This is a genomic window from Cellulomonas uda, assembly GCF_006538705.1.
In the GTDB taxonomy this organism is placed as follows: Bacteria; Actinomycetota; Actinomycetes; order Actinomycetales; family Cellulomonadaceae; genus Cellulomonas; species Cellulomonas uda.
In genome coordinates this window covers 14,478-39,371 of record NZ_BJLP01000019.1, presented here as the reverse complement: position 1 = coordinate 39,371, position 24,894 = coordinate 14,478, and the positions used below count along the sequence as shown (strand labels likewise).

Sequence of the window (24,894 nt, the reverse complement as noted above, 5' to 3'; positions counted from 1 at the left end):
GCTCAGTCCTCCTTCGCGTCGGACGAGGCCTGCTTGGTCTCCTGCTGCTGCGACGACGCGTCGCGCTCGCCCGTCACCGGGCGCTCCGCGCTCGACTGCTCGTCGCCCGTGCGGGGCTCGGACGCGGCGGCGCGGGCGGTCCCCGTCCGGGCGCGCGTCGTCGTCCGCGCGCTCGTGCGACGAGGCTCGTCCTGGCCGGGCAGCGGCGGGGCGGTCCAACCCTGCTCGTGCGCGAGCACGGTGCCGCGCAGCGTCGCCTCACCGGCCCCGACACCCTCGTCGGCGCGGCCGTCGGGGAAGCCCGCGAGCACGCGCGACATCTCCTTGAACGTGACGACCTGGTCCGCGCCGCGCGTCGGCGCGACCGGCTCCCCCGCGCGCAGCGCGTCGACGACCGCTGCCGCCGACTCGGGGGTCTGGTTGTCGAAGAACTCCCAGTTCACCATCACGACCGGCGCGTAGTCGCACGCGGCGTTGCACTCGACGCGCTCGAGCGTGACCTTGCCGTCCTCGGTGGTCTCGTCGTGCCCGATGCCGAGGTGGTCGCACAGGTGCTCGTAGATCGCGTCGCCGCCCATGACGGCGCACAGCGTGTTGGTGCACACGCCCACGGTGTAGTCGCCGTTGGGGTGGCGCTTGTACTGCGTGTAGAACGTCGCGACCGCGGACACCTCGGCCGTGGTCAGCCCGAGCGTCTGCGCGCAGAACGCGATGCCCCGCGGGCTGACGTAGCCGTCCTGCGACTGCACGAGGTGCAGCAGCGGCAGCAGCGCCGAGCGCTCCTGCGGGTAGCGCGCCTTGATCACGGTGGCGTCGGCCTCGAGCCGGGCGAGCGTCACGTCGTCGTACGACGCGGCGTGCACCCGGCCGGGCTCGCGCGGGACCAGCTCCTCGACGGACATCAGCGGTCCACCCCTCCGAGCACCGGGTCGATCGACGCGACGGCGACGACGACGTCGGCCACCTGGCCACCCTCGCACACGATCGACGTCGCCTGCAGGTTGTTGAAGCTCGGGTCGCGGAAGTGCGCGCGGTACGGGCGCGTCCCGCCGTCCGAGACGAGGTGCACGCCGAGCTCGCCGCGCGGGTGCTCGACCGTCTGCCACACCTGGCCGGCCGGCACGCGGAAGCCCTCGGTCACCAGCTTGAAGTGGTGGATCAGGGCCTCCATCGAGGTGCCCATGATCTCCTTGATGTGCGCGAGCGAGTTGCCCATGCCGTCCGAGCCGATCGCGAGCTGTGCGGGCCACGCGATCTTCTTGTCCGCGACCATCACCGGCCCGGGGTTCTTCTCGAGCCGGTCGAGGGCCTGCCGCGCGATCTTGATCGACTGGTAGATCTCCTCGAGGCGGACCTCGACGCGTCCCCAGGCGTCCTCGCTCGTCACGGTCGGGACGTCGAACTCGTACGTCTCGTACCCGCTGTACGGCGCGGCCTTGCGCACGTCGTACGGCAGGCCGGCCGAGCGCAGCATCGGGCCCGTGATCCCGAGGGCCATGCAGCCCGCGAGGTTGAGGACGCCGACGTCCTTGAGCCGCAGGTGCAGGATCGGGTTGGCCAGCATGAGGTCCTCGAGCTGGCGCAGGTAGTGCTCGACGTTCTTCAGCGCCTCGCGCGTCGCCTCGACGCCGCCCGCCGGCACGTCCTGCGCGACGCCGCCCGGGCGGATGTACGCGTGGTTCATGCGCAGGCCGGAGATCAGCTCGAAGATCTTGAGGAGCTCCTCGCGCGCGGTGAAGCCGACCGTCATGATCGTCGTCGCGCCGAGCTCGTTGCCGCCGGTCGCGAGGCACACGAGGTGGCTCGTGATGCGGTTGAGCTCCATCATCAGCACGCGGATGACGCTCGCGCGCTCGGGCACGTCGTCCGTGACGCCCAGCAGCTTCTCCACCGCGAGGCAGTACGCGGCCTCCTGGAACAGGGGGGCCACGTAGTCCATGCGCGTGCAGAACGTCACGCCCTGGGTCCAGGTGCGGAACTCCATGTTCTTCTCGATACCTGTGTGCAGGTATCCGATGCCGGCGCGCGCCTCGGTGACGGTCTCGCCGTCGATCTCGAGCATGAGCCGCAGCACGCCGTGCGTGGACGGGTGCTGCGGGCCCATGTTGACGACGATGCGCTCCTCGCCGAGGCGGGCGGCCTCCTCGGCGATGTCCGACCAGTCGCCGCCGGACGCCTCGAACGAGGGGATGCCGGTGGTCTCGTCGTCGACGATGCCCGACGTGGCGCGCGGGGCGTGGGGGGCGGGGCGTGTGGTGCTCATCAGCTGTAGGACCTCCGCTGGTCCGCGGGCGGGACGGTCGCGCCCTTGTACTCGACCGGGATGCCGCCCAGCGGGTAGTCCTTGCGCTGGGGGTGGCCCGGCCAGTCGTCGGGCATCTCGATGCGGGCGAGGCCCGGGTGGCCGTCGAAGATGATCCCGAAGAAGTCGAACGTCTCGCGCTCGTGCCAGTCGTGGCCCGGGTAGACGCCCGTCGTCGACGGCATGTGGGGGTCGGCGTCGCTCACCGCGACCTCGAGGCGCAGGCGGCGCGAGTGCGTCACCGACGTGAGGTGGAAGACGGCGTGCAGCTCGCGGCCCGTGTCGTGCGGGTAGTGCACGCCCGAGACACCCAGGCCGAGCTCGAAGCGCAGGTCCTGGTCGTCGCGCAGGTGCCGGCACACCTCGACGAGGTGGTCGCGCGCCACGTTGATCGTCAGCTCGCCGCGGTCCACGACGACCGACTCGACCGCGTTCGCGAAGCCGGTCCCCGACGCGTCGAGCAGCTCGGCGAGGATGTCGACCACCTCGTCGAACCACCCGCCGTACGGACGCTCGCTCGGCCCCGGCAGGAGCACGGTCGTCACGAGCCCGCCGAAGCCCGAGGTGTCCCCCGGCCCGTGCGCGCCGAACAGCCCGTGGCGCACGTCGACGACGTCGAGCGGCGTGCGCGCCGCGCCGGACGTCGCGGGCACGTGCTGCGAGCCCGCCTCGAGCGCCGCCTCGGACGTGCGCTGCGCCTCGGTCGTGCCGTCGCCGGGCTTGACCGCCTCGGCCGCGTCCTTCTTCAGCTCGTCCTTCTTCGGCTCGTCGCTCATCGCAGCAGCCCCGTCATGTGCGAGGTGGGCGTGGCCGCGAGCGCCGCCGCCTCGGCCGCCGCGGCGGCCTCCTTGCGGTTCACGCCGAGCGGCTCGTTCTGGATCTGGTCGTGCAGCGTGAGGATCGCGTTGATGAGCATCTCCGGCCGCGGCGGGCAGCCGGGCAGGTAGATGTCCACGGGCACGACGTGGTCGACGCCCTGCACGATCGCGTAGTTGTTGAACATGCCGCCCGACGAGGCGCACACGCCCATCGACAGCACCCACTTCGGCTCGGACATCTGGTCGTAGACCTGCCGCACGACGGGCGCCATCTTCTGGCTCACCCGGCCCGCGACGATCATGAGGTCCGCCTGGCGCGGCGACGCCCGGAACACCTCCATGCCGAACCGCGACAGGTCGTAGCGCGGGGCACCCGCGGCCATCATCTCGATCGCGCAGCACGCGAGACCGAACGTGACGGGCCACAGCGACCCCTTGCGGAAGTAGCCGACGAGGTCCTCGATCGTCGTCAGCAGGAACCCGGAAGGTGCCTCCTCGATCCCCATGTCAGGACCTCCTCGTCGTCGTGCTCGTCGTGATCGTCGCCGCCCCTGACCGGGCGGCCCGTGACCTTCGTCCTACGTCCAGCCGGTTCAGTCCCACTCGAAGCCCCCGCGCCGCCACTCGTAGACGAACGGCACCGTGATGAGCACCAGGAACGCGAGCATCGCGACGAGCCCGTACAGCGCGAGCTCCACGAAGCTCACGGCCCACGGGTAGAGGAACACGACCTCGACGTCGAACACGATGAACGTCATCGCGACCAGGTAGTACTTGATCGGGAAGCGGCCGCCGCCCACGGCGTGCGGGGTGGGCTGGATGCCGCACTCGTACGCCTCGAGCTTGGCGCGGTTGTACCGCTTGGGACCGATGATCGCGCTGGCGCCGACCCCGCCCAGGGCGAGGACGGCGGCGATGCCCATGAGCCACAGGAGCGGCACGTACGGGTTGGTCATCAGGCGTCCTTCCTCGGCGCTGAGGTGCTGCTGGTCATGTCGGTCAGGCCGCCGGGGCGATCCGGGCCAGGGCGGCGATCGTCCGGTCCACCACGTCACCGCCGTGCGGCTCGTAGCAGTCGGACAGGAGCTTGAGCACGAACTTCATGAGCAGGGGCCGCGGCAGGCCGTAGCGCGTGCAGATGCGCATGACCTCGGGGTGCTCGATGAGGCGCACGAAGACCCGCCCGAGCGTGTAGTACCCGCCCAGGTCGTCCTTCATGCGGCGCTGGTAGGTGGCCAGGGCGCGCTCGCGGCCCGCGACGGTGCCCCGCGCGAGGCCCTGCGCGATCGCGTCGGCCGCGACCCGTCCCGCCTGCAGGCCGTAGGCGATGCCCTCGCCGTTGAACGGGCTGACCATGCCGGCCGCGTCCCCCGCGAGCAGCAGACCGTCCGCGTACAGCGGCCCCCGGTTGAAGCCCATCGGGAGCGCCGCGCCGCGCACGGGCGCGAGCTGGTTCTCGGGCGTGAACTCCCACTCGGCGGGCGCGTTGGCCATCCACGCCGCGAACAGGGACTTGTAGTCGACCTTGGTCGCCGCGGCCGTCGAGCTCACCGAGCCCAGGCCGACGTTGGCGGTGCCGTCGCCGAGGGCGAAGATCCAGCCGTAGCCCGGCATGAGGTTCGAGCGGCCCGGCTCGCCGTCCCACAGCTCGAGGTGCGACTCCATCCAGGCGTCGTCGTGCCGGGGGGTGCGGAAGTAGGTGCGCACGGCCACGCCCATCGGGCGGTCGTCACGCTTGGTGCGGCCCACGCCGGTCGCGAGCCGCGCGCTGACGCCGTCGGCCGCGACGACCACGCGGGCGCGGTACGTGACCTCGTCGCCGGCCCGCCTGCCGTCGGCGTCCACCGGCCGTGCGGTCACGCCGACGACCCGGCCCGTGCGCTCGTCGCGCACCGCGCCCGTGACGTTGGTGAGCTCGTGCAGCTTGGCGCCCGCGGCACGCGCGTGCTCGGCCAGGATCTGGTCCAGGCTCGTGCGGGCCCGCGCCAGGCCGAAGGACGGGTAGGACGAGATCTCGGGCCACGCCAGCTCGAGCCGGTGCCCGCCGCCGATGACGCGCAGGCCCTTGTTGCGGATCCAGCCGTCCTGCTCGCGGATCGGCACGGCCATGCGGACCAGCTCGGCGACCGCACGCGGCGTCAGGCCGTCGCCGCACACCTTGTCCCGCGGGAAGGACGCCTTCTCGAGCAGCAGGACGTCGAGCCCCGCGAGGGCGCAGTGGTACGCGGTCGCGGCCCCGGCAGGACCCGCGCCCACGACGATGACGTCCGCGTCATCGGTTGCGACCACCACGAGCGACCTCACTTGTGACGTTGTTCACGTGCGACTCGGGGGAGTCTAGTCACGCGTCCGGGAGGGTGTCTGCGAAGGCTTACCTCACCTCGCACGGGTGCCGGGTGACCGGGTGAAGAACGCCCCGCGAACAGCCGGTTCGCGCGCCCGTCGCCGCTCGTCGGACGCGGGAGCGACGGCGCGGCGTCCGCCTGACGGACGACGCGTGACCGCCAGTCGGTCGCCCGGGCCGACCGTCCACGGACCAGGTGCCCCGCGGCACGGGTCAGGCCGGCCGGGTCCCGCGGTGCAGCGCGACGATGCCGCCCGACAGGTTCCGGAACGCCACCTGGTCCCACCCCGCGCGCTTGACCGTGCGCCCGAGCTCGCGCTGGTCCGGCCAGTCGCGGATCGACTCCGCGAGGTACGTGTACGCCTCCGAGTCGCGCGTGACGGCCTGCGCGACGCGCGGCAGCGCGCGCGTGAGGTAGCCCGTGTACACCGCGCGGAACGGCGCGAACGTCGGCGTCGAGAACTCGCACACCACGAGCCGCCCGCCCGGGCGCGTGACGCGGAGCATCTCCGCGAGCGCGGCCGGCACGTCGGGCACGTTGCGCAGGCCGAACGAGATCGTCACGGCGTCGAACGACGCGTCCGCGAACGGCAGGTGCAGCGCGTCCCCCGCGACGAACGGCAGGTCCGGGCGGCGGCGCTTGCCGACGCCGAGCATGCCCTCGGACAGGTCGCACGGGACGACGAGCACGCCCGAGTCCGCGAGCGGCTCCGACGACGTGCCCGTGCCCGCCGCGAGGTCGAGCACCCGCTCCCCCGGCTGCGCCGCGAGCGCGGTGAGCGTCGCGCGCCGCCACTGGCGGTCCTGCCCCATCGACAGGACGTCGTTCGTGAGGTCGTAGCGCTGCGCCACGGAGTCGAACATCGCCGCGACCTCGTCGGGCCTCTTGTCCAGGTTCGCTCGCGCCATGCCCCCATCGTGCCAGCCCGCGGACCCCGGCACCGACCACGGTGTGACGAACGGACCAGGCCACGGGCCGGGGGCCACGACGAGCGCGACGCGGGCGCGGGCATACCCTGGGACGCGATGAGCACGACTGCCTCCGCACCCGCGGAGCGACTCCCGCACCCCCTCGTCGTCCGCACCGTCCCCCTGGACGCGCTCGCGCCCGGCGCGGTCGCCGACCCGTCGGGTGAGCACCTGCCGGACCCCGCGGACCTGCTGGACCTGCTCCCGGCGCCCGGCGCGCAGCGCGCGCAGGGCGCACCGCCGCTCGCGTGGGTGCGCCGCGGCGACGGGCTGGTCGCCTGGGGCGAGGTGCTGCGCTTCGAGGTCGCCGGGGCCGACCGGTTCGCGGACGCGGAGCGGGCGTGGCACGACGTGCTCGCGCACGCCGTCGTGCGCGACGAGGTGCGCCTGCCCGGCTCGGGTCCCGTCGCGTTCGGCTCGTTCGCGTTCGACGACGAGTCCGCGGCCGGGGGCGTCGTCGTCGTGCCCCGCGTGGTCGTCGGGCGGCGCGGCGGCCGCACGTGGCTCACCACCATGTCCACCGGCCCCGCACTGGGGCCCGTGCCGGACCTGGACGAGCTCGCGGGCGACCGCGTCCCGCCCGCCTCCCCCGGCCGCGTCACGTACGCCGACGGCGCCGTGACCGCCCACGGCTGGCGCGACGTCGTCGCCGCGGGCATCGCCGCCGTGCACGCCGACGAGGTCGACAAGGTCGTCCTCGCGCGCGACGTCGTCGCCCGCACGCAGCGCCCGCTCGACGTGCGGTGGGCGCTGGGCCGGCTCGCGGACCGGTACCCGTCCTGCTGGACGTTCAGCGTCGACGGCACGATCGGTGCGACCCCGGAGCTGCTGGTGCGCTCCGAGAAGGGCCTGGTGACGTCGCGCGTGCTCGCGGGCACCATCCGGCGCACGGGCGACGACGCCGCGGACCTCGCACGCGCCGCGATCCTCGCGCACTCCTCCAAGGACCTCGAGGAGCACGAGTACGCGGTGCGGTCCGTCGCGCACGCGCTCGAGCCGTTCTGCTCGTCGACGAACGTGCCCGACGTGCCGTTCGTCCTGCGCCTGCCCAACGTGCTGCACCTGGCCTCGGACGTCACCGGCGTCCTGACCGACGCGTCCGAGGGCGTCGTGGGCACACCGGCCCACCCCTCGTCGCTCGCGCTCGCCGCCGCGCTGCACCCGACCGCGGCCGTGTGCGGCACGCCGACGCGCGCCGCGGCGGCGCTCATCCGCCGCATCGAGGGCATGGACCGCGCCCGGTACGCCGGGCCGGTCGGCTGGTTCGGCGCCGACGGCGACGGCGAGTGGGGCATCGCGCTGCGCTCCGCGCAGACGTCGGCCGACGACCCGACGCGCGTGCGGCTGTTCGCGGGGTGCGGGATCGTCGCCGCGTCCGACCCGGCGGCCGAGCTCGCCGAGTCCGAGGCGAAGCTCGTCCCGATGCGGACGGCGCTCGCGTCCGACTGACGCGCGGCCGGACGCGCGGACGGCGGGATGCGCCGAACCCCGGTCCTGCGGAAGCCTGGACGTGCGCAAGCCTGGACGTGCGCAAGCCCGGACGTGCGGAAGCCCGGCCGGACCAGGGGTCGTCCGACCGGGCGTCCGCAGGGGGGTCAGCGGCCCTGACCCACCCCGTTCTCCTGGAGCCACTGCCACAGCTCGTCAGGGGTCATGTTCTGCAGGTCGGGCAGCTGCGAGCCGTCCTGGCCGCCGAAGCCCGGCCCGCCCTGCTGGCCGCCCTGCTGGTCGCCCTGCTGGTCGCCGCCCTGCTGGTCACCGCCCTGCTGGTCGCCACCCTGCTGGCCGCCGGCCGTGGTGTCCTCGCGCGTCGCCAGCGTGACGTCGACGTCGCTCGCCTTGCCGTCCCGCACGACCGTCAGCGTCACCGACGAGCCCGACGCGTACGAGCGCACGTACGCGGTCAGCGACTCCGCGCCGCCCACGGCCTTGCCGTCGATGCCGACGACCACGTCGCCGACCTGCAGGCCGGCCTTCGCGGCGGGCGAGCCCTCGTTGACCTGCTTGACGACGGCACCGGCGCGCGTCACGCCGTCGACCGTCGCGGTGCCGTCGTCCAGCCCCACGCCGAGGAACGCGTGCCGGGCCGTGCCCGACTCGACGAGCTGACCGGCGATGGTCTTGACGAGGTTGACCGGGATCGCGAAGCCCAGACCGATCGACCCGGACTGCTGCGACGTGGTCGCGATTGACGAGTTGATGCCGATGACGCGGCCCTGCGCGTCGAACAGCGGGCCCCCGGAGTTGCCGGGGTTGACCGACGCGTCGACCTGGATCGCGTTGGTGACGGTGGCCTGCGAGCCGTCCTCGCTCTGCGTGGAGACGGGCCGGTCGACCGCGGAGACGATGCCGGTGGTCACGGTGTTCTGCAGGCCGAGGGGGTTGCCGACCGCCATGACGGCCGCGCCCACGCGCACCTGCGACGAGTCGCCGAGCGCGGCGGGCTCCAGGTCGCTCGGCGGGTCGACGAGCTTGACGACGGCGAGGTCCGTCGTCGGGTCGGTGCCGACGACCTTGGCGGTGAAGATGCGCCCGTCGGTGAGCGTCACCTGCACCTCGCCGCCCTGCGCGCCCGCCACCACGTGGTTGTTGGTGACGATGTGACCCTCGTCGTCGATGACGACGCCCGAGCCGAGCGCGGTGCCGCCCGACGTCGTCGTCTCGATCGCGATGACCGACGGCTGCACGGCCGCCGCGACGGCGGCCCAGTCCGGGGCGTCGTCGGACGAGCCGGCGACCGGGACGGTGTCGGTGGACGAGTGGCCGAGCTCGGCGAACGAGCTGGTGCCGTTCGACGCGGCCGGGGTGGCCGTGTCGTCGAGCGCGCCCGTGACGCCCAGCGTCGCCACGGCCGCGACGAGCGCGGCGGCGGCGGCGGACGTGACGGGGATCCAGACGCGGCCCCGGCGCTCGCGGCGCGCGGGGTCCGCCGGCGGCTGCTCGGCCGGCGTCCACGGCCCGGCGGCGGCCGGCTGACCGGCGGCCGGCTGACCGGCGTCCGGCGCGGCCGGCGCGTACGGCTGGCCCGCCTGCGGTCCGACGGGCGCGCCCGGCTGCTGCGGGGCCGGCGCCTGCGGGGCCGAAGCCTGCGGCAGCTGCGCCGTCGCGGTCGTCGGCGGGGTCGTCGGCGGGGTCGTCGTCGGGGTCGTCGGCGGGGTCGTCGGTGGGGCCGGCACCGGCGGCAGGGGCTGGGTCGGCTCCGCCTGCGGGTGGTTCTCAGGGGTGGGGGTGGTCATGGTGTGAGCTCCTCCTCGGGTCGGACTCCATGACACGCCCTCGTGCTGGGCGCAGCCTTCGTCGGACCTGAGAGTTCGCTGGGAGTTCGTCAGGCGCGCAGGACGCGCGCGGCGGCGGCGGCGACCTCCTGCGCGAGCAGCGCCGACTGCGCGCGCCGCCCGGCGCGGTCGACGCGCACCTCGACGACGCTCACGCCGCGCCCGGGCGCGGCGAGCGCGGGCAGCAGCCCGTCGACCTCGACGACGCGCGAGTGCCGCACGCCGTACCCGGCGCACAGCGCGGCGAGGTCGGCGCCGTGCGGCGTGCCGAACACGCGCTCGAACACCGCGGCACGGTGCGGCTCGCCGTGCTCGAGGGTCGCGAAGATCGACCCGCCGTCGTCGTTCGCGACGACGACCTGCAGGTCCACGGCCGGCTCGGCGGGGCCGCGCAGCAGCCCACCGACGTCGTGCAGGAACGTGAGGTCCCCGACGAGCGCGCGCACGCGCCGCCGCGGGAGCGCGAGCGCGACGCCCGTCGCGGTCGCGACCGTGCCGTCGATGCCGGCGAGCCCACGGTTGGCGAGCACGAGCGGCGGGTCGTCCCAGCGCGCGACGAGGTCGAGGTCACGCACCGGGTTCGACGACCCGGCGACGAGGACGTCCTGCGGCGTGCTCGCGGCGGCGACCGCGCGCGCGAGCACCGGGCCGGTGATGCGGGCACCGGTGCGCGAGCGGCGGCCCCGCACGGCCTCGGGCCCGTCGTCGAGCACGGCGTCGACCGCGGCGCGCGCGGCGGTGTCGGCCACGAGCCACGCCTCGAGCCAGCCCGCGGGCCCGGGCATGCGCCCCTGCCGCATGCGCGCGGACGTCTCGAGCAGCACCTGGTCGGCGGCACGCGGGGCGTCGTACCAGTCGGCGCCGCGAGGGGCGAGCACGACGACCTCGACGTCGTCGCGCGCGAGGAGCCGGAGCACCGGCCGCGACAGCGTGGGCCGGCCGAGCACGACGACGCGACGGACGCGTCCGCCGAGCTCGGGCTGCGCGAGCAGCAGGCGGTAGGCGCTCACGGCGCACGGGCCGCCGCGCGCACCCGACGACGGCTCGGCGAGCAGAGGCCACGCGTTGGCCTCGGCGATGCGCCGCGCCGCGGGTCCCGCACCGTCGCCCGCGACGACGACCGTGGGCACGCCGCCGAGTCGGCCGGGTGCTCGTCGTGCGGGGCGGTCGTCGTCGGCGACGCGCTGCGCGGCCGCGACGACCGCGGGGACGGCGCCGGTCGCGGTCGGGACGCTCGGGCCGGGGCGGGACTGCACGTGCGTGAGGCCCGCCGTGCCGGGCGCGGGCCACGGCTCGTCGCCCGGGACGAGCGGCTCGCGGAACGCGAGGTTGAGGTGCACGGGGCCGGGGTCTGCGGTGCGCGCGCCGGTCGCGGCCGCCACGGCGCGCGCCGCGGTGTGCCGCACGTCGCGCGCCTCGTGCGGCAGGCCGACGGGTGCGGGCACGTCGACGAGCAGGCGGACCGCGCTGCCGAAGATGCCCGGCTGGTCGGTGGTCTGGTTGGCGCCGGTCCCCCGCAGCTCGTGCGGACGGTCCGCCGTGAGCACGACGAGCGGGATGCCGCTGTGGTGCGCCTCGAGGACCGCGGGGTGCAGGTTCGCCACCGCCGTGCCGGACGTGGTGACGACCGCGACCGGGCGGGCGGCGCCGGAGCCGCCCGTGTGCGCGGACGCCTTCGCCAGCCCGAGCGCGAGGAAGCCCGCGTCGCGCTCGTCGATGCGCACGTGCAGCCGCAGGGCCGGCGCGTGCTCGGGGCGCTCGTCGTCGCCCAGCGCGGCGTCCGCGAGCGCGTACGCGAGCGGCGCGCTGCGGGACCCCGGGGCGAGCACGACGTCCTCGACACCCAGCCGCGCGAGCGCCTGCACCAGCACGCGCGCGGACACCACGGCGGGCGCACCGGCGCCGGGACCCGTCGCGGCGCCGGTCGCGTGGCCTGCGGGGTCCGGGACAGCCGTCGTCACGCCGGACATCATGCCCGGTCCGCGCGGGCGGCGGCGGCGCGGACCGCGGCCGTGCGCGTGCGCCAGCGCGCGGTCAGGGCCTCGTCGGCGGACGCGGCGGCGACGAGCGCGGGGTCGGGCTGCGTGCGGCGGACGGGCAGCGCACCGTCCACGGGCAGCAGCGGCTGCGCGACGAGGTCCGCGGTGAGCAGCTGTGCGGTCGCGAGCCCGCACGCGTACGGCAGCTCGGGCAGCGCGGCCGCGAGCGCCACCCCGGCAGCGAGCCCCACGGACGACTCGAGCGCCGAGGAGACCACCACGGGCAGCCCGATGCGCTCCGCGAGGTCGAGGCACGCGCGCACCCCGCCGAGCGGCTGCACCTTCAGCACCACCACGTCCGCCGCGTGCGCACGCGCGACCGCGTACGGGTCGGCGGCACGGCGGATCGACTCGTCCGCGGCGATCGGCACGTGCGTGCGCCGTCGCAGCGCGGCGAGGTCCGCGACGCCGGGCACGGGCTGCTCGGCGTACTCGAGCCCGCCGGCGGCGCGGTCGAGCACGGCCAGGCGCGCCACGGCCTCGTCGACGTCCCAGCCCGCGTTCGCGTCGACCCGGATCGCCCCGCCCGGGCCGATCGCGTCCCGGACGGCCTCGAGGCGCGCGATCTCGTCGGACACGTCCTGCCCCCGCTCGGCCACCTTGACCTTCGCGGTGCGGCAGCCGCCGGAGCCGGTCACGATCCGGTGCGCCGTCGCGGCGTCCACCGCGGGCACCGTCACGTTGACCGGCACACGGTCGCGCACGGGCGCGGGCCAGCCGAGCTCGGCCGCTTCGTGCGCCGCGCGCCACCAGCCCGCGGACTCCTCGTCGTCGTAGTCCCAGAACGGCGAGAACTCCGCCCACCCCGCGTCGCCCCGCACGAGCACGCCGTCCCGGGACGTCAGACCGCGGAAGCGCGTGCGCATCGGCAGCGACCACACGACGACGTCCGGGGCGAGCACCGGACCAGCGTACGTGCGCTGCCCTGCGGCCCCGCCGCGCGCGAGGCTCGTAGGGTGAGGCCGTGACTGCGCACGACGAGCTGCCCGCCCGCGTCTCCGACACGTTCGACCCCGCGCGCTGGCGCACGGTCGACGGGTTCGAGCACGGCACCGCCCTCACCGACCTCACGTACCACCGCGGCGTCGAGCGCGCGGCCGACGGCACGGTCGTGCGGGACCTGCCCGTCGTGCGCGTCGCGTTCCACCGACCCGAGGTGCGCAACGCGTTCCGCCCGCACACCGTCGACGAGCTGTACCGCGTGCTCGACCACGCACGCATGACCTCCGACGTGGGCACGGTCCTGCTCACGGGCAACGGCCCGAGCCCGAAGGACGGCGTGTGGTCGTTCTGCTCGGGCGGCGACCAGCGGATCCGCGGGCGGGACGGCTACCGGTACGCGCAGGGCGAGACGGCCGACGCGATCGACCCGGCACGGGCGGGGCGGCTGCACATCCTCGAGGTGCAGCGGCTCATGCGGACCATGCCGAAGGTCGTCGTCGCCCTCGTCAACGGCTGGGCCGCGGGCGGCGGGCACTCGCTGCACGTCGTCGCGGACCTGACGATCGCGTCCCGCGAGCACGCGCGGTTCATGCAGACCGACGCGAACGTCGGCTCGTTCGACGGCGGGTACGGCTCGGCGCTGCTCGCGCGGCAGGTCGGGCAGAAGCGCGCGCGGGAGATCTTCTTCCTGGCCCGCGAGTACTCGGCCGAGCAGGCGTGCGCGTGGGGCGCGGTCAACGACGTCGTGCCGCACGACGAGCTCGAGGACGCGGGCCTGGAGTACGCGCGGATCGTCGCGACCAAGTCGCCGCAGGCGATCCGGATGCTGAAGTTCGCGTTCAACCTGGCCGACGACGGCCTCGCGGGCCAGCAGGTGTTCGCGGGCGAGGCGACACGCCTGGCGTACATGACCGACGAGGCGGTCGAGGGCCGGGACGCGTTCCTGCAGCGCCGCGACCCCGACTGGTCGGGCTTCCCGTACGCGTACTGAGCGCGCCGCGGCCGGTGCGCTCGGTCCCGGTGCGCTCGGTCCCGGTGCGTCGTCAGTCGACGGCGAACCAGGACACGAGGTCGACGAGCTGCGCGACGACGAACGCGGCGCCGACGACGAACGCGAGCAGGACGACCCCCGCGGTGACGACGGCACCCACGGCCGCGATGTCGTGCTCGACGGGCTCGGTGAGAGGTTCTGTGGTCATGCGACCAGCCTCGTCCGCGCAGGTCGGTGCGGGCATCGGCCGCCGGGCTCGTCCTGCCCGCGGCGCGGACCGTCCCGGGGCGGGTGCACGACGGCCGGGCCTCCACCCGCGGGTGGACGGCCCGGCCGCCGCAGGGTGGACGTTCAGCTCGTCGTGAGCGACCCCGAGCCCAGCGGGACGAGCTCGACCCAGGTGTTCCCGGGGGCGAGCAGGGCGTCCGAGCCGTCGGCGAGGAACAGCCGCAAGGGCGCGTCCTGCGCCTCCTTCTTCCACGTCACCGCGACGGTCTTGCCGCCCGTGGCGAGGGTGCCCTCGCCCTGGCCGACCAGGTCGTAGGTGGGCACGCGCGCGCCGCCCTGGGCCGGGAAGGCCGTGTTCGGGTGGTTCGCGACGACCGACACGACGTTCACCGCGGACAGCCGCGTGCCGCTGCGCGCCGTGGCGGGCGACGAGCCCTCCGAGCGCAGCCAGGTGCCCGTCGCGTCGTCCCACGCCCACGACGGGTTCGACGCGCTCGACAGCCGGAACGACAGCGTCGAGGCGGGCGTACCGCCCGTGACGGCCGCGGCCTCGTCGGCGGTCCGGGCGAACAGGAACTGCTCGCCCGGGGACGCCGAGTGGGACGCGTCCGCCTGACCCCACAGGGTCTTCATGTCGCCGTACACGTTGTGCGGGGCGGCGCGGTCGCTCGAGCGGTACATGCCGTCGACGCCCTCGTCGTTCGACAGGATCTGCAGCCCGGACTGCCGGGCGAGCGAGACGATGCCGCCCTGCCCGCCGGAGAACGCGAGCAGGCCCTTCGTCGGCGCGAGGACCAGCGGGTCCATGGGACGCACCGAGCGGATCGGGCCGACCGTCTCGGGGACCTGCGAGTGGTACACGGCGATGAACCGCGAGACCTGGAACTCGACGATCGTCTCCCACACCACGTCGGCCTGCTCGAGGCCGGACTGCGGGCGCGCCGCGGACGTGTTCTCGACCTTGACGGCCAGGGACGGGCGCTCGACCAGGTCGCCACCGGCCGGCAGGCCCGTCAGCGGCCACGTCGCGGGCAGCGAGGGCGTCGGCACGGGCTGCTTGTCCGGGGTGATCACGGGGGCCGCCGTCACCGGTTCGGGCGTCTCGGGCGTCGTCGAGCTGCACGCCGCCGTGAGCGTGAGCGCAAACGCGCCGAGCAGGCCGAGCACCCGGGTGCGCGCGCGACGGTGGGACGTGGACGTCATGTGGTCTCTCCCCTGGGGTCGTAGCGGGTCCAGGGTGCCACGGACCGCGCGCGCGGCGTGCATCCGCGCGCGCGTGGCGACCTACTCTGGGACCGTGAGCCGGCCGCTGCGTGACGTCCCGCCGCGCGCCGAGGACCTGCTCGACGCGCTGGGTCCCGCGCTCGACGGCGCGGGACCCGCCGTGCGCGTGGCGACCGCGACCGGGTGGGACCACGCCGCGGCCGTCGCGGTCGACGACGACGTGGCGCTCGCCGTGGCGACGTCCGGCTCGACCGGTGAGCCGCGCACCGCGCTCCTGACGGCCTCGGCCCTGCGCGCCTCGGGCCGCGCGACCGAGCGGCGCCTCGCCGGTCCGGGTCGGTGGCTGCTGGTGCTGCCCGTCGAGCACGTCGCGGGGCTGCAGGTGCTCGTGCGCTCGGTGCTCGCCGGCACGCGGCCCGTCGTCGCGCTCGGCACGCCGTTCACCGCCACGCGGTTCGCGGCCGCGGTCGCCGACCTGCGCACCGGCACCCCCGCCGGCACGCCGACGTACACCTCGCTGGTCCCCACGCAGCTCGTCCGGGTCCTCGACGACGAGGCGGCGACCGACGCCGCGCGCACGCTCGACGCGGTCCTGCTCGGCGGCGCCGCAGCGCCGGCCCCCCTGCTGGAGCGCGCCCGCGCCGCGGGGGTGCGCGTCGTCACCACGTACGGCATGACCGAGACGTGCGGCGGCTGCGTCTACGACGGCGTACCGCTCGACGGGGTGCGCGTCCGGCTCGACGCCTCCGGGCGGGTCCTGCTGGGCGGGGACGTGCTCACCGCGGGCTACCTCGGCCGCCCCGACCTGGACCCGTTCGTGACGCTCGACGGCTCGCGCTGGCTGCGCACGAACGACCTAGGCCGGCTCGACGACGGCGTGCTGAGCGTCCTGGGCCGGGCCGACGACGTCGTCGTCACGGGCGGCGTGAACGTCGCGCCCGCGGCGGTCGAGGCGGCGCTCGCCGCGGCACCGGGGGTCGCCGAGGCGCTCGTCGTCGGCGTGCCCGACGAGACGTGGGGGCAGGCCGTCGGCGCGCTCGTCGTCCCCACGGACCCGGCCGCACCACCGACCCTCGCCGACCTGCGCGCGCACGTCACCGCCGCGCTCGGGCCCGCGCACGCCCCGCAGCACCTCGTCGTGGTCGGCGCGCTGCCGCTTCGCGGCCCGGGCAAGCCCGACCGCCGGGCCGCCGCCGCGCTCGTCGTCGACCACGTCTCCTCGCCCGCACCGCACGCGGGACCGACCACCACCTCAGGGAGCACCGCGTGACCACACCGCAGGAATGGGTCGCCGGCGCGCGGCCCCGCACGCTGCCCGCCGCCGCGGCCCCCGTGCTGGTCGGCACCGGTGCGGCCGCGCAGCTCGACGCGTCGCACCTGGGGCGCGCCGCGCTCGCGCTCGGTGTCGCGCTCGCGCTGCAGGTGGGCGTGAACTACGCCAACGACTACTCCGACGGCGTGCGCGGCACCGACCTCGAGCGCGTGGGACCCATGCGGCTCACCGCGTCCGGCGCGGCGCGGCCCTCGGCCGTGCGCAACGCGGCGTTCACGGCGTTCGGCGTCGCCGCGGCCCTCGGCCTGTGGCTCGCCGTCGCGGCCGGCGCCTGGTGGCTGGTCGGCGTCGGTGCCGTGTCGATCCTCGCCGCGTGGGGCTACACCGGCGGGCGCAACCCGTACGGGTACCGCGGGCTCGGCGAGGTCGGCGTGTTCGTGTTCTTCGGCCTGGTCGCCGTGCTCGGCACCACCTACACGCAGGCCGGGCGGCTGTCCTGGGTGGCGTGGGTCGGCGCGGTGGCCGTCGGGCTGCTCGCGTGCGCGCTGCTCATGGTCAACAACGTCCGCGACATCCCGACGGACGCGGTCTCGGGCAAGCGCACGCTCGCCGTGCGGCTCGGCGACCGCCGCGCGCGCCGGGCGTACGCCGCGCTCGTCGTCGTGCCCGTGCTGCTCGGCATCGTGTGCGCGTTCGCCTCGCCGTGGGCGCTGATCGTCTCGATCCTGCTGTTCCCCGCCGGTCTGCTCGCTGGCGTCGTGCTCCTCGGCGCGCGCGGCCGCGCGCTCGTGCCCGTGCTCGCCGGCACGGGCATGCTCGAGCTCGCGTTCGGCGTGCTGCTGGGCGTGGGGCTCGCCGTCTGACGAGCGGGGGCGTCAGGCCTCGTCGGCCGGGCGGTCCGCCCGCGCGGCCTCGTCGGCCGGGGTGGCCCGCGCGGCCTCGTCGGCCGCGTCCTCCAGCCGCGCGTCCTCGTCGGCCGCCGTGGGCCGCCGCTCCCCCCGCTGCGCGGCACGCCGCTCGACCCACTCCGCGGCCGCGCGGCCCTGCTTCGCCAGCAGCACGTACGACAACCCCCACGCGACCAGCAGCCCCGCGAGCGGCGCGAGCCACGAGCGCATGCCGACCGCCCACAGCAGGACGGTCACGAGGGCGAACAGGACCAGGCGCAGGAGCGTGTAGACGAGGACGGGCACGGTCCCAGCGTAGGCGGCGCGGGGTCCCCGCCCACCCTCGGGGTCGCGCCCGCACCTGTGGCACGCGCCACCGACTAGCCTGGGGGCGTGCGCTACCTCGGGACGCTGCTGCTCATCGGATTCGTCGTCTACTGCGTGATCGACATCGTGCGCAGCGACGAGGACGAGCGCCTGGGCGTCCACCCCGCGCTGTGGGTGCTGCTCGTGGTGCTGTTCCCGGTGATCGGCGGCGTGGTCTGGCTCGCGGTCAGCCGCACGAAGCGCGGCCAGCGCACCCCCTACCGCACGCAGACGGCCCCGGCTCCCGGAGCGCCCGTCGCCCCGGACGACGACCCGGAGTTCCTGTGGCGTCTGGAGCAGGAGCGCCGCCGCCGCGAGGCCCGCAAGCCCGACGACGAGCCCCACGACCAGCCCGGCCCCACCGTCTGACCCCACCACCGGACCCCATCACCGGACCCCACCGCCGGGCCGCCCGGCTGAGGGGAGTCCAAGGGCGTGGGTCCGACGCGAGGTCGCGCGTCTGTCGCCAGGTCGCGCGGACGACTGCACGACCTGGCGACGAACCCGCGACCGGAGGCGCGGACGCGCGCTCCCCGGTTAGAAGGCGTAGGAGTGCAGGCCCTTGATCGCCAGGTTGACGACCGTGAAGTTGGCGATCACGCACGCGTAGCCGGCGAAGACGAAGTAGGCCGCCTTGCGGCCGCTCCAGCCGCGCGTCGTGCGCGCGTGCAGGTAGGCGGCGTACACGACCCACCCGATGAAGGTGCCGACCTCCTTGGGGTCCCAGTTCCAGTACCGGCCCCACGCGTCCTCGGCCCACACCGCGCCGCCGATGAGCGTCAGGGTCCACAGCACGAACGCGATGGCGTTGAGACGGAAGGACAGGGCCTCGAGGCGCCGCGAGTCGGGGACCTGCTCGAGCCAGCGGAAGCGCGGGCCGGTGACGGCGAGGCCGGAGAACGCCTGACGCAGGCCGTCGGCGCGCGACCACCGGTGGCCCAGGTGCGTGCGGTCGGTCTCGCGGCCGTAGCGCATGACCTGGAGGACGGCGGCGGCGAACGCCACGGTGAAGATGCCGGTCGCGATGATCGCGACGCCGACGTGCAGCACCAGCCAGTAGTTCTGCAGCGCGGGGCGCACCGCGTCGGCGCGCACGAAGAAGCTCTCGATCGCGACGACGAGCGCGGTCACCGCGATGCCCATGACGACGACGCCGAGGAACGCGATGACGCGCCGGCGCTGCACCACCGCGAGCACCGTGGTCGCGACGAAGACGCCGACGAGCGTGAACTCGTACATGTTGGCCGTGGGCCAGCGGCCCGCGGCGACGCCGCGCAGGACGATCGCGGCGAACAGCAGCACGATGCCGAGGTAGGTGGTCGAGCGCGCGATGCCCTCGGCGCGCGGCGAACGTCCCGGCGCCGCGTCCACCGTGGCGCCCGCGATCGCGGAGTCGGGCCCGCGCGAGAGGGTCGCGGTGCCGCCGCGCACGCCCGCGCCCGCGAGCGCCTCGACGCGCGCCTCGGCCTTCGCCTCCTCGGGCACGTCGAGGCGCTGCGCGTTGTCCGCGAGGCGCGCGAGGTCGACGGTGTAGGCGACGAGCGCGATCAGGAACGCGGTCGCCGCGGCCCACACCAGAAGCGTGCTCAGGTCACCGACCTGCATGGTCTCTCCCGTCCCTCGGCGCGTCCGGGGTGTCCGGCTGCGTCTGGTCCGCCGAGGTCGTCGGCGGGACCCGTGTGTCCGCTGTCGTCGTGCGCACCGTCGTCGTGCCCGGTGCCGTCGTGTGCTCGACCGTGACCGGGTCGAACGTGGTCAGCGCGTCCGCGAGCACGCGATCGAGCTCGGGCTGGAGGCCGACGTCGTCGCCGCGCGCGAGGCCCGCGGCGCTCACCACTGTAGATCCCGGCCGCGTGCCGGGCACCGCGCGCACCCAGAGCCGGCGCCGCGGGGCGAACAGCGAGGCCGCGAGCCCCGCGAACGCGGCGAGCGCGAACACGAGCACCCACGTCAGCGCGGGGTCGTGGCGCAGGTCGAGCGCGACGTACCGGGTCAGCGAGTCGAACGAGACGCTCCCGAGCCCGTCGGGCAGCTCGACGCTCTCGCCGGGACGCAGGTAGATCGTCACGGCCTTGCCGTCGGCGTCGACCGCCTGCTCCATGCGCGACTCGTCGAGCTGGTACACGTTCTGCGGCACGCCGGTGTCGAGGCCCAGGTTGCCGGACCACACCGAGAGCACGAGCAGCGGCGCGTCGGGCTGCGGGTCGACCGACTGGTAGAGCCCGTCGGTGATCTCCACCGCGGTGGGCAGCAGGTAGCCGACGAGGCCGACCTGCGCCTGGTCGCCGGAGACGTCCGGCACCTTCACGACGCCGCGCGAGGTGTAGACCTCGTCCTGCGGCAGGAACGGCACCGCGCCGGAGAACGCGACCTCGCCGGCCGCGTCCCGCACGGTGAGCTCGGGTGCGTAGCCGTTGCCCTGCAGGTAGATCTTGGCGCCGTCCCGCTCGAGCGGGTGGTTGACCTTGATGGTCTCGGCGCTCGGGGTCCCGTCGGGGTCGGTCACCGTGACGTACGCGGCGAAGTCGCGCGGCTCGAGCGTCTCGTCGTCGAACCGCGCGGTGAAGTCGTCGAGGCGCAGCGTGAACGGTTCGAGGCTGTCCTCGCTGAACGCCGTGCCCTTCTCGAACGTGTCGTACTCCTTGACGGAGTTCGCCATGCCCCGGCCCTGCACGACGATCGCCTGACCGCGGTAGTGCAGCATCTGACCGGCCGCGACGGACACGAGCAGCCCGACGAGCGCGAGGTGGAAGACGAGGTTGCCGGTCTCGCGCAGGTACCCGCGCTCCCCCGCGGCGGACCAGGCGCCGCCGCCCTCGTCGTGCACGTCGACGCGGTAGGACCGCACGAACGGCGCCCACCGGGGGCCGCGGCGCATCGCGCTCGCCGCGCGGCGTGCGACGTCCTGCGGCGTGCCCGCGACCTCGGCGCGCGCCTGCGCGGGGAACCGGGTGAGGCGCCGTGGCGTGCGCGGCGGGCGGCCGCGCAGCGCGCCCAGGTGGGCGCGGGTGCGCGGCAGGATGCACCCGACGAGCGAGATGAACAGCATGAGGTAGATCGCGGAGAACCAGACGGAGGAGTACACGTCGAAGAACCCGAACCGGTCGAGCCACGGCCCGGTGGACGGGTGGTCGTCGATGTACTGCGCGACCTCGGAGACGTCCTGCGCGCGCTGCGGGAAGATCGTGCCGGGGACGGCGGCCACGGCCAGCAGCATGAGCAGCAGCAGCGCGACGCGCATGCTCGTGAGCTGCCGCCAGGCCCAGCGGGCCCACCCGGTGGGGCCCAGGCGCGGGAGCCGGGGCGGGGCGGCGGGTGCGTCCGACGAACCGTCGGCGCCCGGTGCGGCGGCGCTCGTCGCGAACGTGTCCTCGAGGCCCTCGGGGCGGTAGGTCGCCACGTCACACCACCGGCACGAAGTCGTCGGTGAACACGCCCTGCAGCCACTGCGCCCACGTGTCCCACACACCGGTGACGAGCGCGAGACCGAGCACGACGAGCAGGCCGCCGCCGACCCGCATGATCGCGAGGCGGTGCCGGCGCAGGAAGGACAGCGCACGCGCGGAGCGCTCGACGCCGAGCGCGACCAGCAGGAACGGCAGCCCGAGGCCCACGCAGAACGCGACCGCGAGCAGCGCTCCGCGCCCGGCGGACGCCTGGTCGAGCGACAGGCTGTAGATCGCGGCGAGCGTCGGGCCGATGCACGGCGTCCACCCGAGCCCGAACGTCACGCCCAGCAGCGGCGCACCCCACAGCCCGGCGCGCGGCGCCAGGTGCAGGCGCTTCTCGTACTGCAGGAACGGCACGAGGCCGCAGAACGCCAGGCCCATGAGCACGACGACGACCCCGAGCACGCGCGAGAGCACGTCGGACCACTGCACGAGCGCCGAGCCGAGCGTCCCGGCGAGCACGCCGAACACGACGAACACGAGCGAGAACCCGGCGACGAACAGCCCGACCCCGGCGAGCACGCGCGCGCGGGCCGGGTGGCGCCGCGGCGCGTCCTGGTCGGCGCCGACGACCGGCTGCCCGGGCGCGACCCCGCGCACGACGCCACCGGCCACGGCGGACCCGGCCGGCCCGGTCGGCGCACCGGCGCCGAGCCGCGTGCTCGTCGCGCCCGTCATGCCGCCCAGGTAGGCGAGGTAGCCGGGCACGAGCGGGAGCACGCACGGCGACGCGAACGCGACGACGCCCGCGACGACCGCGACCGGCACGGCCAGCAGGAGCGACCCGCTCGCGGCGGTCTGCCCGAACGACCCGCCCGCGGCGAGCACCTGCGTCGACCCCGCGAGCGTGGACAGCGCGCCCGGCGTCACGACGGCACCGGCTCGGCGAGGAGGTCGTCGACGACGGTGCGCAGCGTCGAGGCGTCGAGCAGCCCGACGACGCGCGCGGCGACCTTGCCCTCGCGGTCCAGCACGACGGTCGTCGGGACGGCGTTGAGCGGCACGACGCCCTGCAGCGCGAGCACGCCCTGCCCGCTGGTGTCCTCGAGGCTCGGGTACGGCACGTCGAACGTGCGCTGGAACGCCTGCGCGGCACCGGCCTCGTCGGTCGAGTTCAGCCCCAGGACGCGCACGCCCTGCTCGGCGTACTCGTTCGCGAACGCGACGAGGTCGGGGGCCTCGGCCCGGCACGGCGGGCAGGCGGCGTACCAGGTGTTGAGCACGACGACGTCGCCGCGCCAGGAGGCGACGTCCTGCGCGGTGCCCTCGTAGTCCGTGCCCGCGAGCTCGACGGGGCCCTGGCGGTCGCCGGGCGCCCACGTCTTCGTCGAGCCGTCGCCCGAGACGTAGCCGTCGTCGGTGGTGTCGGTGGACTGCTCCTGCGCGGGGCCGCACGCGGCGAGCACCCCGACGAGCACGGTGAGCGCGGCGGCGACCAGCGCGCGCGGGGCGCGGCGGGCCGCCCGGGCCCCGGCGAGCGGCGTCACGTCACGCACCTGCCACGGTCGCGGCGCCGGGCAGCAGCGCGGCGGCGGGCTCGGTGTAGGTGAGGGCCACGAGCGTGTCGTCCTCGAAGGACAGGCTCGTGAGCGACGCGAGCGAGCACTGGCGGCGGCGCGGGTCGTGCCACAGCCGACGCTTCTCGAGCGCGAGCCGCGTGACCCACACGGGGAGCTGGTGCGAGACGAGCACGACCTCGTGCCCGCGGGCGAGCTCGCGCGCAGAGTCGACGGCCGCGAGCATGCGGTCGACCTGCTCGCGGTACGGCTCGCCCCAGGACGGCCGGAACGGGTTGCGCAGGTACGGCCAGTGCTCGGGGTGCCGCAGCGAGCCGTCGCCCACGCCGAACGTCCTGCCCTGGAAGTGGTTGTCGGCCTCGATGAGCCGGGGGTCGGTGCCGACCTCGACGCCGAACGCCGCCGCGATGGGCGCGGCGGTCTCCTGCGCGCGCTCGAGCGGCGAGGCGATCACGGCGACGACGTCCCGGCGCGTCCCGGCCAGGGGCGCGGCGCCCGCGGCCTGCGCGAGGGCGCTGCTCGCGACCACGGCGTCGGCGGCGGCGTCCTCGTGCCCCAGCTCGCTGAGCCACTCGCCCTCGTACCGGCGGCCGGACAGGTGCGCGGCGACGAGGCGCGCCATCGCGCGCCCGCGCTCGGACAGGCGGTACCCGGGCAGACGTCCGTAGAGCACGCCGTCGGGGTTGTGCACCTCACCGTGGCGCATCAGGTGGACGGTGGTCGCGACCATGGGAGCCAGTGTCCCTCACGCAGCCGTGTGCTCGGGGCCGGGCCGGGGGTCAGCCGGGGTGAGACGCGCCACCGGACAGGTGCTCGGCGACGGCGTCCATCGCCTCGCCCAGCGCGCGGAACTGCTCGGGGGTGAGGACGTCGACGAGGTGCGCGCGCACCGACCGCACGTGGCTGGGTGCGGCGGCGACGAGGCGCTGCCACCCCTGCTCGGTCATCGTGCAGTTCACACCGCGCGCGTCGTGCAGGCACTGGTGCCGCTCGACGAGGCCCTGCTCCTCCATGCGCCGGATGGTGTGCGTGAGGCGGCTGCGCGAGTGCGCGAGCCCGGTCGCGATCTCGGACATGCGCATGGTGCGCTCGGGGGCCTCGGACAGGCGCACGAGCACCTCGTACTCGTGGATCGACAGGCCGGTCTCGGCCTCGAGCTCGTGCGCGAGGGTGTCGTTGAGCATCGCGACGCCGTTGCGGTACGCGCGCCAGCTCAGCTGCTCCTCGGCGGTCAGCCACCGCACCTCGTCGGCGCTGGGGGCCGCGGGTGCGGACGTCGTCGGTGTGGTGGTGGCCACGTGTCTCACCTCTCGTGCGGCGCCGTGCTCGGCGGTGTGCGTGCGTCGGGCGTGCGCGCGTCGTGCGTGCGTGCGTCAGGGGCTGCGTCGTCGGGTGCCCGGCGGCTCGCCGGACGAGTGTCCCAGCCGACCGGGTGCGCGACGAGTCCCCGGTGGGGTCTTGCGCTCCGCCTCCCACTGTAGTACAACTTTGAACTAGCAGCAGTTGAGAGTTCAACGACTCGACCGACTGCCCGGACCATCCGGCACCACCGACCTCTCAGGGAGAACCACCATGAGCGCCACGACCACCACCGCCCTCCCCGCCGGCCTCACCACGGGCACCTGGGCCATCGACGCCTCGCACACCGAGGCGGCGTTCAGCGTCCGCCACGCGGGCATCTCCAAGGTCCGCGGCACGGTCGCCGTCACCGGCGGCACCATCACGGTCGGCGAGGACCTCGCCTCGACCTCCGTCACCGCGACGCTCGACCCGTCGACCGTCTCAACGGGCGACGCGAACCGCGACGGCCACCTCAAGAGCGGCGACTTCTTCGACGTGGAGGCGTTCGGCGAGTGGTCGTTCACCTCGACCGCGATCCGTGCCGAGGGCGACGCGTACGTCATCGCCGGTGACCTGACGATCCACGGCGAGACCCGCCCGGTCGAGCTCGCCACCGAGTTCAACGGTGTCGCGGTCGACCCGTTCGGCAACACGCGCGCCGGGTTCGAGTCCTCGGTGACGATCTCCCGCAAGGAGTTCGGCCTGACCTGGAACGCCGCGCTCGAGGCCGGCGGCGTGCTCGTCTCCGACAAGGTCACCATCACGCTCGACGTCTCGGCCATCAAGCAGGCCTGAGCCCGGGCGCCCCAGCGGCGCCCGACCACCGCGGCAGCGCACCCCCTGACGCCGCCGCGTGACCCGCGGGCGGGTCCGGCACCACGCCGGGCCCGCCCGCGGCGTCTGCCCCGGGACGTGCGGCAGCGCGTCCG

General features: G+C 75.1%; 25 protein-coding genes. 6 read left to right on the top strand and 19 right to left on the bottom strand.

Annotation, left to right across the window (positions count from 1 at the left end; translation table 11 throughout):
* Positions 1-2: 2 nt before the first annotated feature.
* The 7 genes from nuoE to CUD01_RS07205 form a co-directional block, all read right to left on the bottom strand.
* Positions 3-902: an NADH-quinone oxidoreductase subunit NuoE gene (nuoE, locus tag CUD01_RS07235; protein ID WP_141319872.1), complete on the bottom strand. Its 900-nt coding sequence runs from the start codon at positions 900-902 to the stop codon at positions 3-5.
* Positions 902-2,263: an NADH-quinone oxidoreductase subunit D gene (locus CUD01_RS07230; RefSeq protein WP_094180811.1), complete on the bottom strand. Its 1,362-nt coding sequence runs from the start codon at positions 2,261-2,263 to the stop codon at positions 902-904. Before CUD01_RS07230 ends, nuoE begins: the two co-directional genes overlap by 1 nt.
* Positions 2,263-3,078, bottom strand: a complete 816-nt coding sequence (locus CUD01_RS07225) for an NADH-quinone oxidoreductase subunit C (RefSeq protein WP_141319870.1) — start codon at positions 3,076-3,078, stop codon at positions 2,263-2,265. Before CUD01_RS07225 ends, CUD01_RS07230 begins: the two co-directional genes overlap by 1 nt.
* Positions 3,075-3,626 carry a NuoB/complex I 20 kDa subunit family protein gene (locus CUD01_RS07220; RefSeq protein WP_141319868.1) on the bottom strand — a complete coding sequence of 184 codons (552 nt, stop codon included), beginning with the start codon at positions 3,624-3,626 and terminating at the stop codon, positions 3,075-3,077. The genes CUD01_RS07225 and CUD01_RS07220 overlap by 4 nt, the downstream gene beginning before the upstream one ends.
* Before the next feature lie 87 nt (positions 3,627-3,713).
* Complete coding sequence (locus CUD01_RS07215; RefSeq protein WP_094180814.1) at positions 3,714-4,076, bottom strand: NADH-quinone oxidoreductase subunit A; 363 nt, start codon at positions 4,074-4,076, stop codon at positions 3,714-3,716.
* Between the two features lie 43 nt (positions 4,077-4,119).
* Positions 4,120-5,412 carry a geranylgeranyl reductase family protein gene (locus tag CUD01_RS07210; protein ID WP_094180815.1) on the bottom strand — a complete coding sequence of 431 codons (1,293 nt, stop codon included), beginning with the start codon at positions 5,410-5,412 and terminating at the stop codon, positions 4,120-4,122.
* Between the two features lie 265 nt (positions 5,413-5,677).
* A complete protein-coding gene (locus tag CUD01_RS07205; RefSeq protein WP_141319866.1) occupies positions 5,678-6,373 on the bottom strand; it encodes a demethylmenaquinone methyltransferase in 696 nt (231 codons plus the stop codon).
* A 117-nt stretch (positions 6,374-6,490) separates the two neighbouring features.
* On the opposite strand from CUD01_RS07205, the gene CUD01_RS07200 reads away from it, so the two are divergent.
* Positions 6,491-7,882: an isochorismate synthase gene (locus CUD01_RS07200; RefSeq protein WP_141319864.1), complete on the top strand. Its 1,392-nt coding sequence runs from the start codon at positions 6,491-6,493 to the stop codon at positions 7,880-7,882.
* A 146-nt stretch (positions 7,883-8,028) separates the two neighbouring features.
* On the opposite strand, the gene CUD01_RS07195 is transcribed toward CUD01_RS07200, so the two are convergent.
* The 3 genes from CUD01_RS07195 to CUD01_RS07185 form a co-directional block, all read right to left on the bottom strand.
* A complete protein-coding gene (locus CUD01_RS07195) occupies positions 8,029-9,669 on the bottom strand; it encodes a S1C family serine protease (RefSeq protein WP_141319862.1) in 1,641 nt (546 codons plus the stop codon).
* Positions 9,670-9,758: 89 nt separating this feature from the next.
* Positions 9,759-11,681 (bottom strand): 2-succinyl-5-enolpyruvyl-6-hydroxy-3-cyclohexene-1-carboxylic-acid synthase, encoded by a 1,923-nt coding sequence (gene menD, locus CUD01_RS07190; RefSeq protein WP_141319860.1) that lies wholly within the window; start codon positions 11,679-11,681, stop codon positions 9,759-9,761.
* The gene (locus CUD01_RS07185) at positions 11,678-12,649 is read right to left on the bottom strand and encodes an o-succinylbenzoate synthase (RefSeq protein ID WP_141319858.1); all 972 of its coding nucleotides are present in this window, start codon (positions 12,647-12,649) and stop codon (positions 11,678-11,680) included. The genes menD and CUD01_RS07185 overlap by 4 nt, the downstream gene beginning before the upstream one ends.
* A gap of 62 nt (positions 12,650-12,711) precedes the next feature.
* On the opposite strand from CUD01_RS07185, the gene CUD01_RS07180 reads away from it, so the two are divergent.
* Positions 12,712-13,680 (top strand): 1,4-dihydroxy-2-naphthoyl-CoA synthase, encoded by a 969-nt coding sequence (locus CUD01_RS07180; RefSeq protein ID WP_141319856.1) that lies wholly within the window; start codon positions 12,712-12,714, stop codon positions 13,678-13,680.
* A 52-nt stretch (positions 13,681-13,732) separates the two neighbouring features.
* On the opposite strand, the gene CUD01_RS16475 is transcribed toward CUD01_RS07180, so the two are convergent.
* Positions 13,733-13,888, bottom strand: coding sequence for a hypothetical protein (locus tag CUD01_RS16475; RefSeq protein WP_166772189.1), 156 nt, complete (start codon positions 13,886-13,888; stop codon positions 13,733-13,735).
* A 143-nt stretch (positions 13,889-14,031) separates the two neighbouring features.
* Complete coding sequence (locus tag CUD01_RS07175; protein ID WP_094180823.1) at positions 14,032-15,111, bottom strand: DUF3048 domain-containing protein; 1,080 nt, start codon at positions 15,109-15,111, stop codon at positions 14,032-14,034.
* A 94-nt stretch (positions 15,112-15,205) separates the two neighbouring features.
* Here CUD01_RS07175 and menE point away from each other — a divergent pair, with 94 nt between their 5' ends.
* Together menE and CUD01_RS07165 are read left to right on the top strand one after the other, a co-directional pair.
* On the top strand, positions 15,206-16,402 hold the full coding sequence (gene menE / locus CUD01_RS07170) for an o-succinylbenzoate--CoA ligase (protein WP_174773837.1): 1,197 nt from the start codon (positions 15,206-15,208) through the stop codon (positions 16,400-16,402).
* Positions 16,399-17,268, top strand: a complete 870-nt coding sequence (locus CUD01_RS07165) for a 1,4-dihydroxy-2-naphthoate polyprenyltransferase (protein WP_141319852.1) — start codon at positions 16,399-16,401, stop codon at positions 17,266-17,268. The genes menE and CUD01_RS07165 overlap by 4 nt, the downstream gene beginning before the upstream one ends.
* A gap of 12 nt (positions 17,269-17,280) precedes the next feature.
* Here the strand turns inward: CUD01_RS07165 and CUD01_RS07160 are convergent, their stop codons facing one another.
* Positions 17,281-17,598: a DUF4229 domain-containing protein gene (locus tag CUD01_RS07160; protein ID WP_094180826.1), complete on the bottom strand. Its 318-nt coding sequence runs from the start codon at positions 17,596-17,598 to the stop codon at positions 17,281-17,283.
* 87 nt (positions 17,599-17,685) lie between these two features.
* Here CUD01_RS07160 and CUD01_RS07155 point away from each other — a divergent pair, with 87 nt between their 5' ends.
* The gene (locus CUD01_RS07155) at positions 17,686-18,027 is read left to right on the top strand and encodes a PLD nuclease N-terminal domain-containing protein (protein WP_141319850.1); all 342 of its coding nucleotides are present in this window, start codon (positions 17,686-17,688) and stop codon (positions 18,025-18,027) included.
* 168 nt (positions 18,028-18,195) lie between these two features.
* On the opposite strand, the gene ccsB is transcribed toward CUD01_RS07155, so the two are convergent.
* The 6 genes from ccsB to CUD01_RS07125 are packed head-to-tail and all read right to left on the bottom strand — an operon-like array spanning position 18,196 to position 23,922.
* Positions 18,196-19,263: a c-type cytochrome biogenesis protein CcsB gene (gene ccsB, locus CUD01_RS07150; protein ID WP_141319848.1), complete on the bottom strand. Its 1,068-nt coding sequence runs from the start codon at positions 19,261-19,263 to the stop codon at positions 18,196-18,198.
* A complete protein-coding gene (gene resB / locus CUD01_RS07145) occupies positions 19,250-21,058 on the bottom strand; it encodes a cytochrome c biogenesis protein ResB (protein ID WP_141319846.1) in 1,809 nt (602 codons plus the stop codon). Before resB ends, ccsB begins: the two co-directional genes overlap by 14 nt.
* A 1-nt stretch (position 21,059) precedes the next feature.
* Entirely contained in the window at positions 21,060-21,977 is a 918-nt protein-coding gene (locus CUD01_RS07140) for a cytochrome c biogenesis CcdA family protein (RefSeq protein WP_166772188.1), read from the bottom strand.
* On the bottom strand, positions 21,974-22,594 hold the full coding sequence (locus CUD01_RS07135; RefSeq protein WP_371860764.1) for a TlpA family protein disulfide reductase: 621 nt from the start codon (positions 22,592-22,594) through the stop codon (positions 21,974-21,976). Before CUD01_RS07135 ends, CUD01_RS07140 begins: the two co-directional genes overlap by 4 nt.
* A 1-nt stretch (position 22,595) precedes the next feature.
* Complete coding sequence (locus tag CUD01_RS07130; protein WP_141319844.1) at positions 22,596-23,354, bottom strand: histidine phosphatase family protein; 759 nt, start codon at positions 23,352-23,354, stop codon at positions 22,596-22,598.
* Positions 23,355-23,403: 49 nt separating this feature from the next.
* On the bottom strand, positions 23,404-23,922 hold the full coding sequence (locus tag CUD01_RS07125; protein ID WP_141319842.1) for a MarR family winged helix-turn-helix transcriptional regulator: 519 nt from the start codon (positions 23,920-23,922) through the stop codon (positions 23,404-23,406).
* A gap of 274 nt (positions 23,923-24,196) precedes the next feature.
* Here CUD01_RS07125 and CUD01_RS07120 point away from each other — a divergent pair, with 274 nt between their 5' ends.
* Positions 24,197-24,760 (top strand): YceI family protein, encoded by a 564-nt coding sequence (locus CUD01_RS07120; protein ID WP_141319840.1) that lies wholly within the window; start codon positions 24,197-24,199, stop codon positions 24,758-24,760.
* The last annotated feature ends 134 nt before the right edge of the window (positions 24,761-24,894 follow it).

Coding starts and splice junctions, on each gene's coding strand:
- CUD01_RS16475 (WP_166772189.1), bottom strand. CDS start 13,888: ATGACCACAGAACCTCTCACCGAGCCCGTCGAGCACGACATCGCGGCC.
- CUD01_RS07220 (WP_141319868.1), bottom strand. CDS start 3,626: ATGGGGATCGAGGAGGCACCTTCCGGGTTCCTGCTGACGACGATCGAG.
- CUD01_RS07225 (WP_141319870.1), bottom strand. CDS start 3,078: ATGAGCGACGAGCCGAAGAAGGACGAGCTGAAGAAGGACGCGGCCGAG.
- CUD01_RS07205 (WP_141319866.1), bottom strand. CDS start 6,373: ATGGCGCGAGCGAACCTGGACAAGAGGCCCGACGAGGTCGCGGCGATG.
- CUD01_RS07230 (WP_094180811.1), bottom strand. CDS start 2,263: ATGAGCACCACACGCCCCGCCCCCCACGCCCCGCGCGCCACGTCGGGC.
- ccsB (WP_141319848.1), bottom strand. CDS start 19,263: ATGCAGGTCGGTGACCTGAGCACGCTTCTGGTGTGGGCCGCGGCGACC.
- CUD01_RS07130 (WP_141319844.1), bottom strand. CDS start 23,354: ATGGTCGCGACCACCGTCCACCTGATGCGCCACGGTGAGGTGCACAAC.
- CUD01_RS07195 (WP_141319862.1), bottom strand. CDS start 9,669: ATGACCACCCCCACCCCTGAGAACCACCCGCAGGCGGAGCCGACCCAG.
- menD (WP_141319860.1), bottom strand. CDS start 11,681: ATGATGTCCGGCGTGACGACGGCTGTCCCGGACCCCGCAGGCCACGCG.
- CUD01_RS07175 (WP_094180823.1), bottom strand. CDS start 15,111: ATGACGTCCACGTCCCACCGTCGCGCGCGCACCCGGGTGCTCGGCCTG.
- nuoE (WP_141319872.1), bottom strand. CDS start 902: ATGTCCGTCGAGGAGCTGGTCCCGCGCGAGCCCGGCCGGGTGCACGCC.
- CUD01_RS07215 (WP_094180814.1), bottom strand. CDS start 4,076: ATGACCAACCCGTACGTGCCGCTCCTGTGGCTCATGGGCATCGCCGCC.
- CUD01_RS07120 (WP_141319840.1), top strand. CDS start 24,197: ATGAGCGCCACGACCACCACCGCCCTCCCCGCCGGCCTCACCACGGGC.
- CUD01_RS07200 (WP_141319864.1), top strand. CDS start 6,491: ATGAGCACGACTGCCTCCGCACCCGCGGAGCGACTCCCGCACCCCCTC.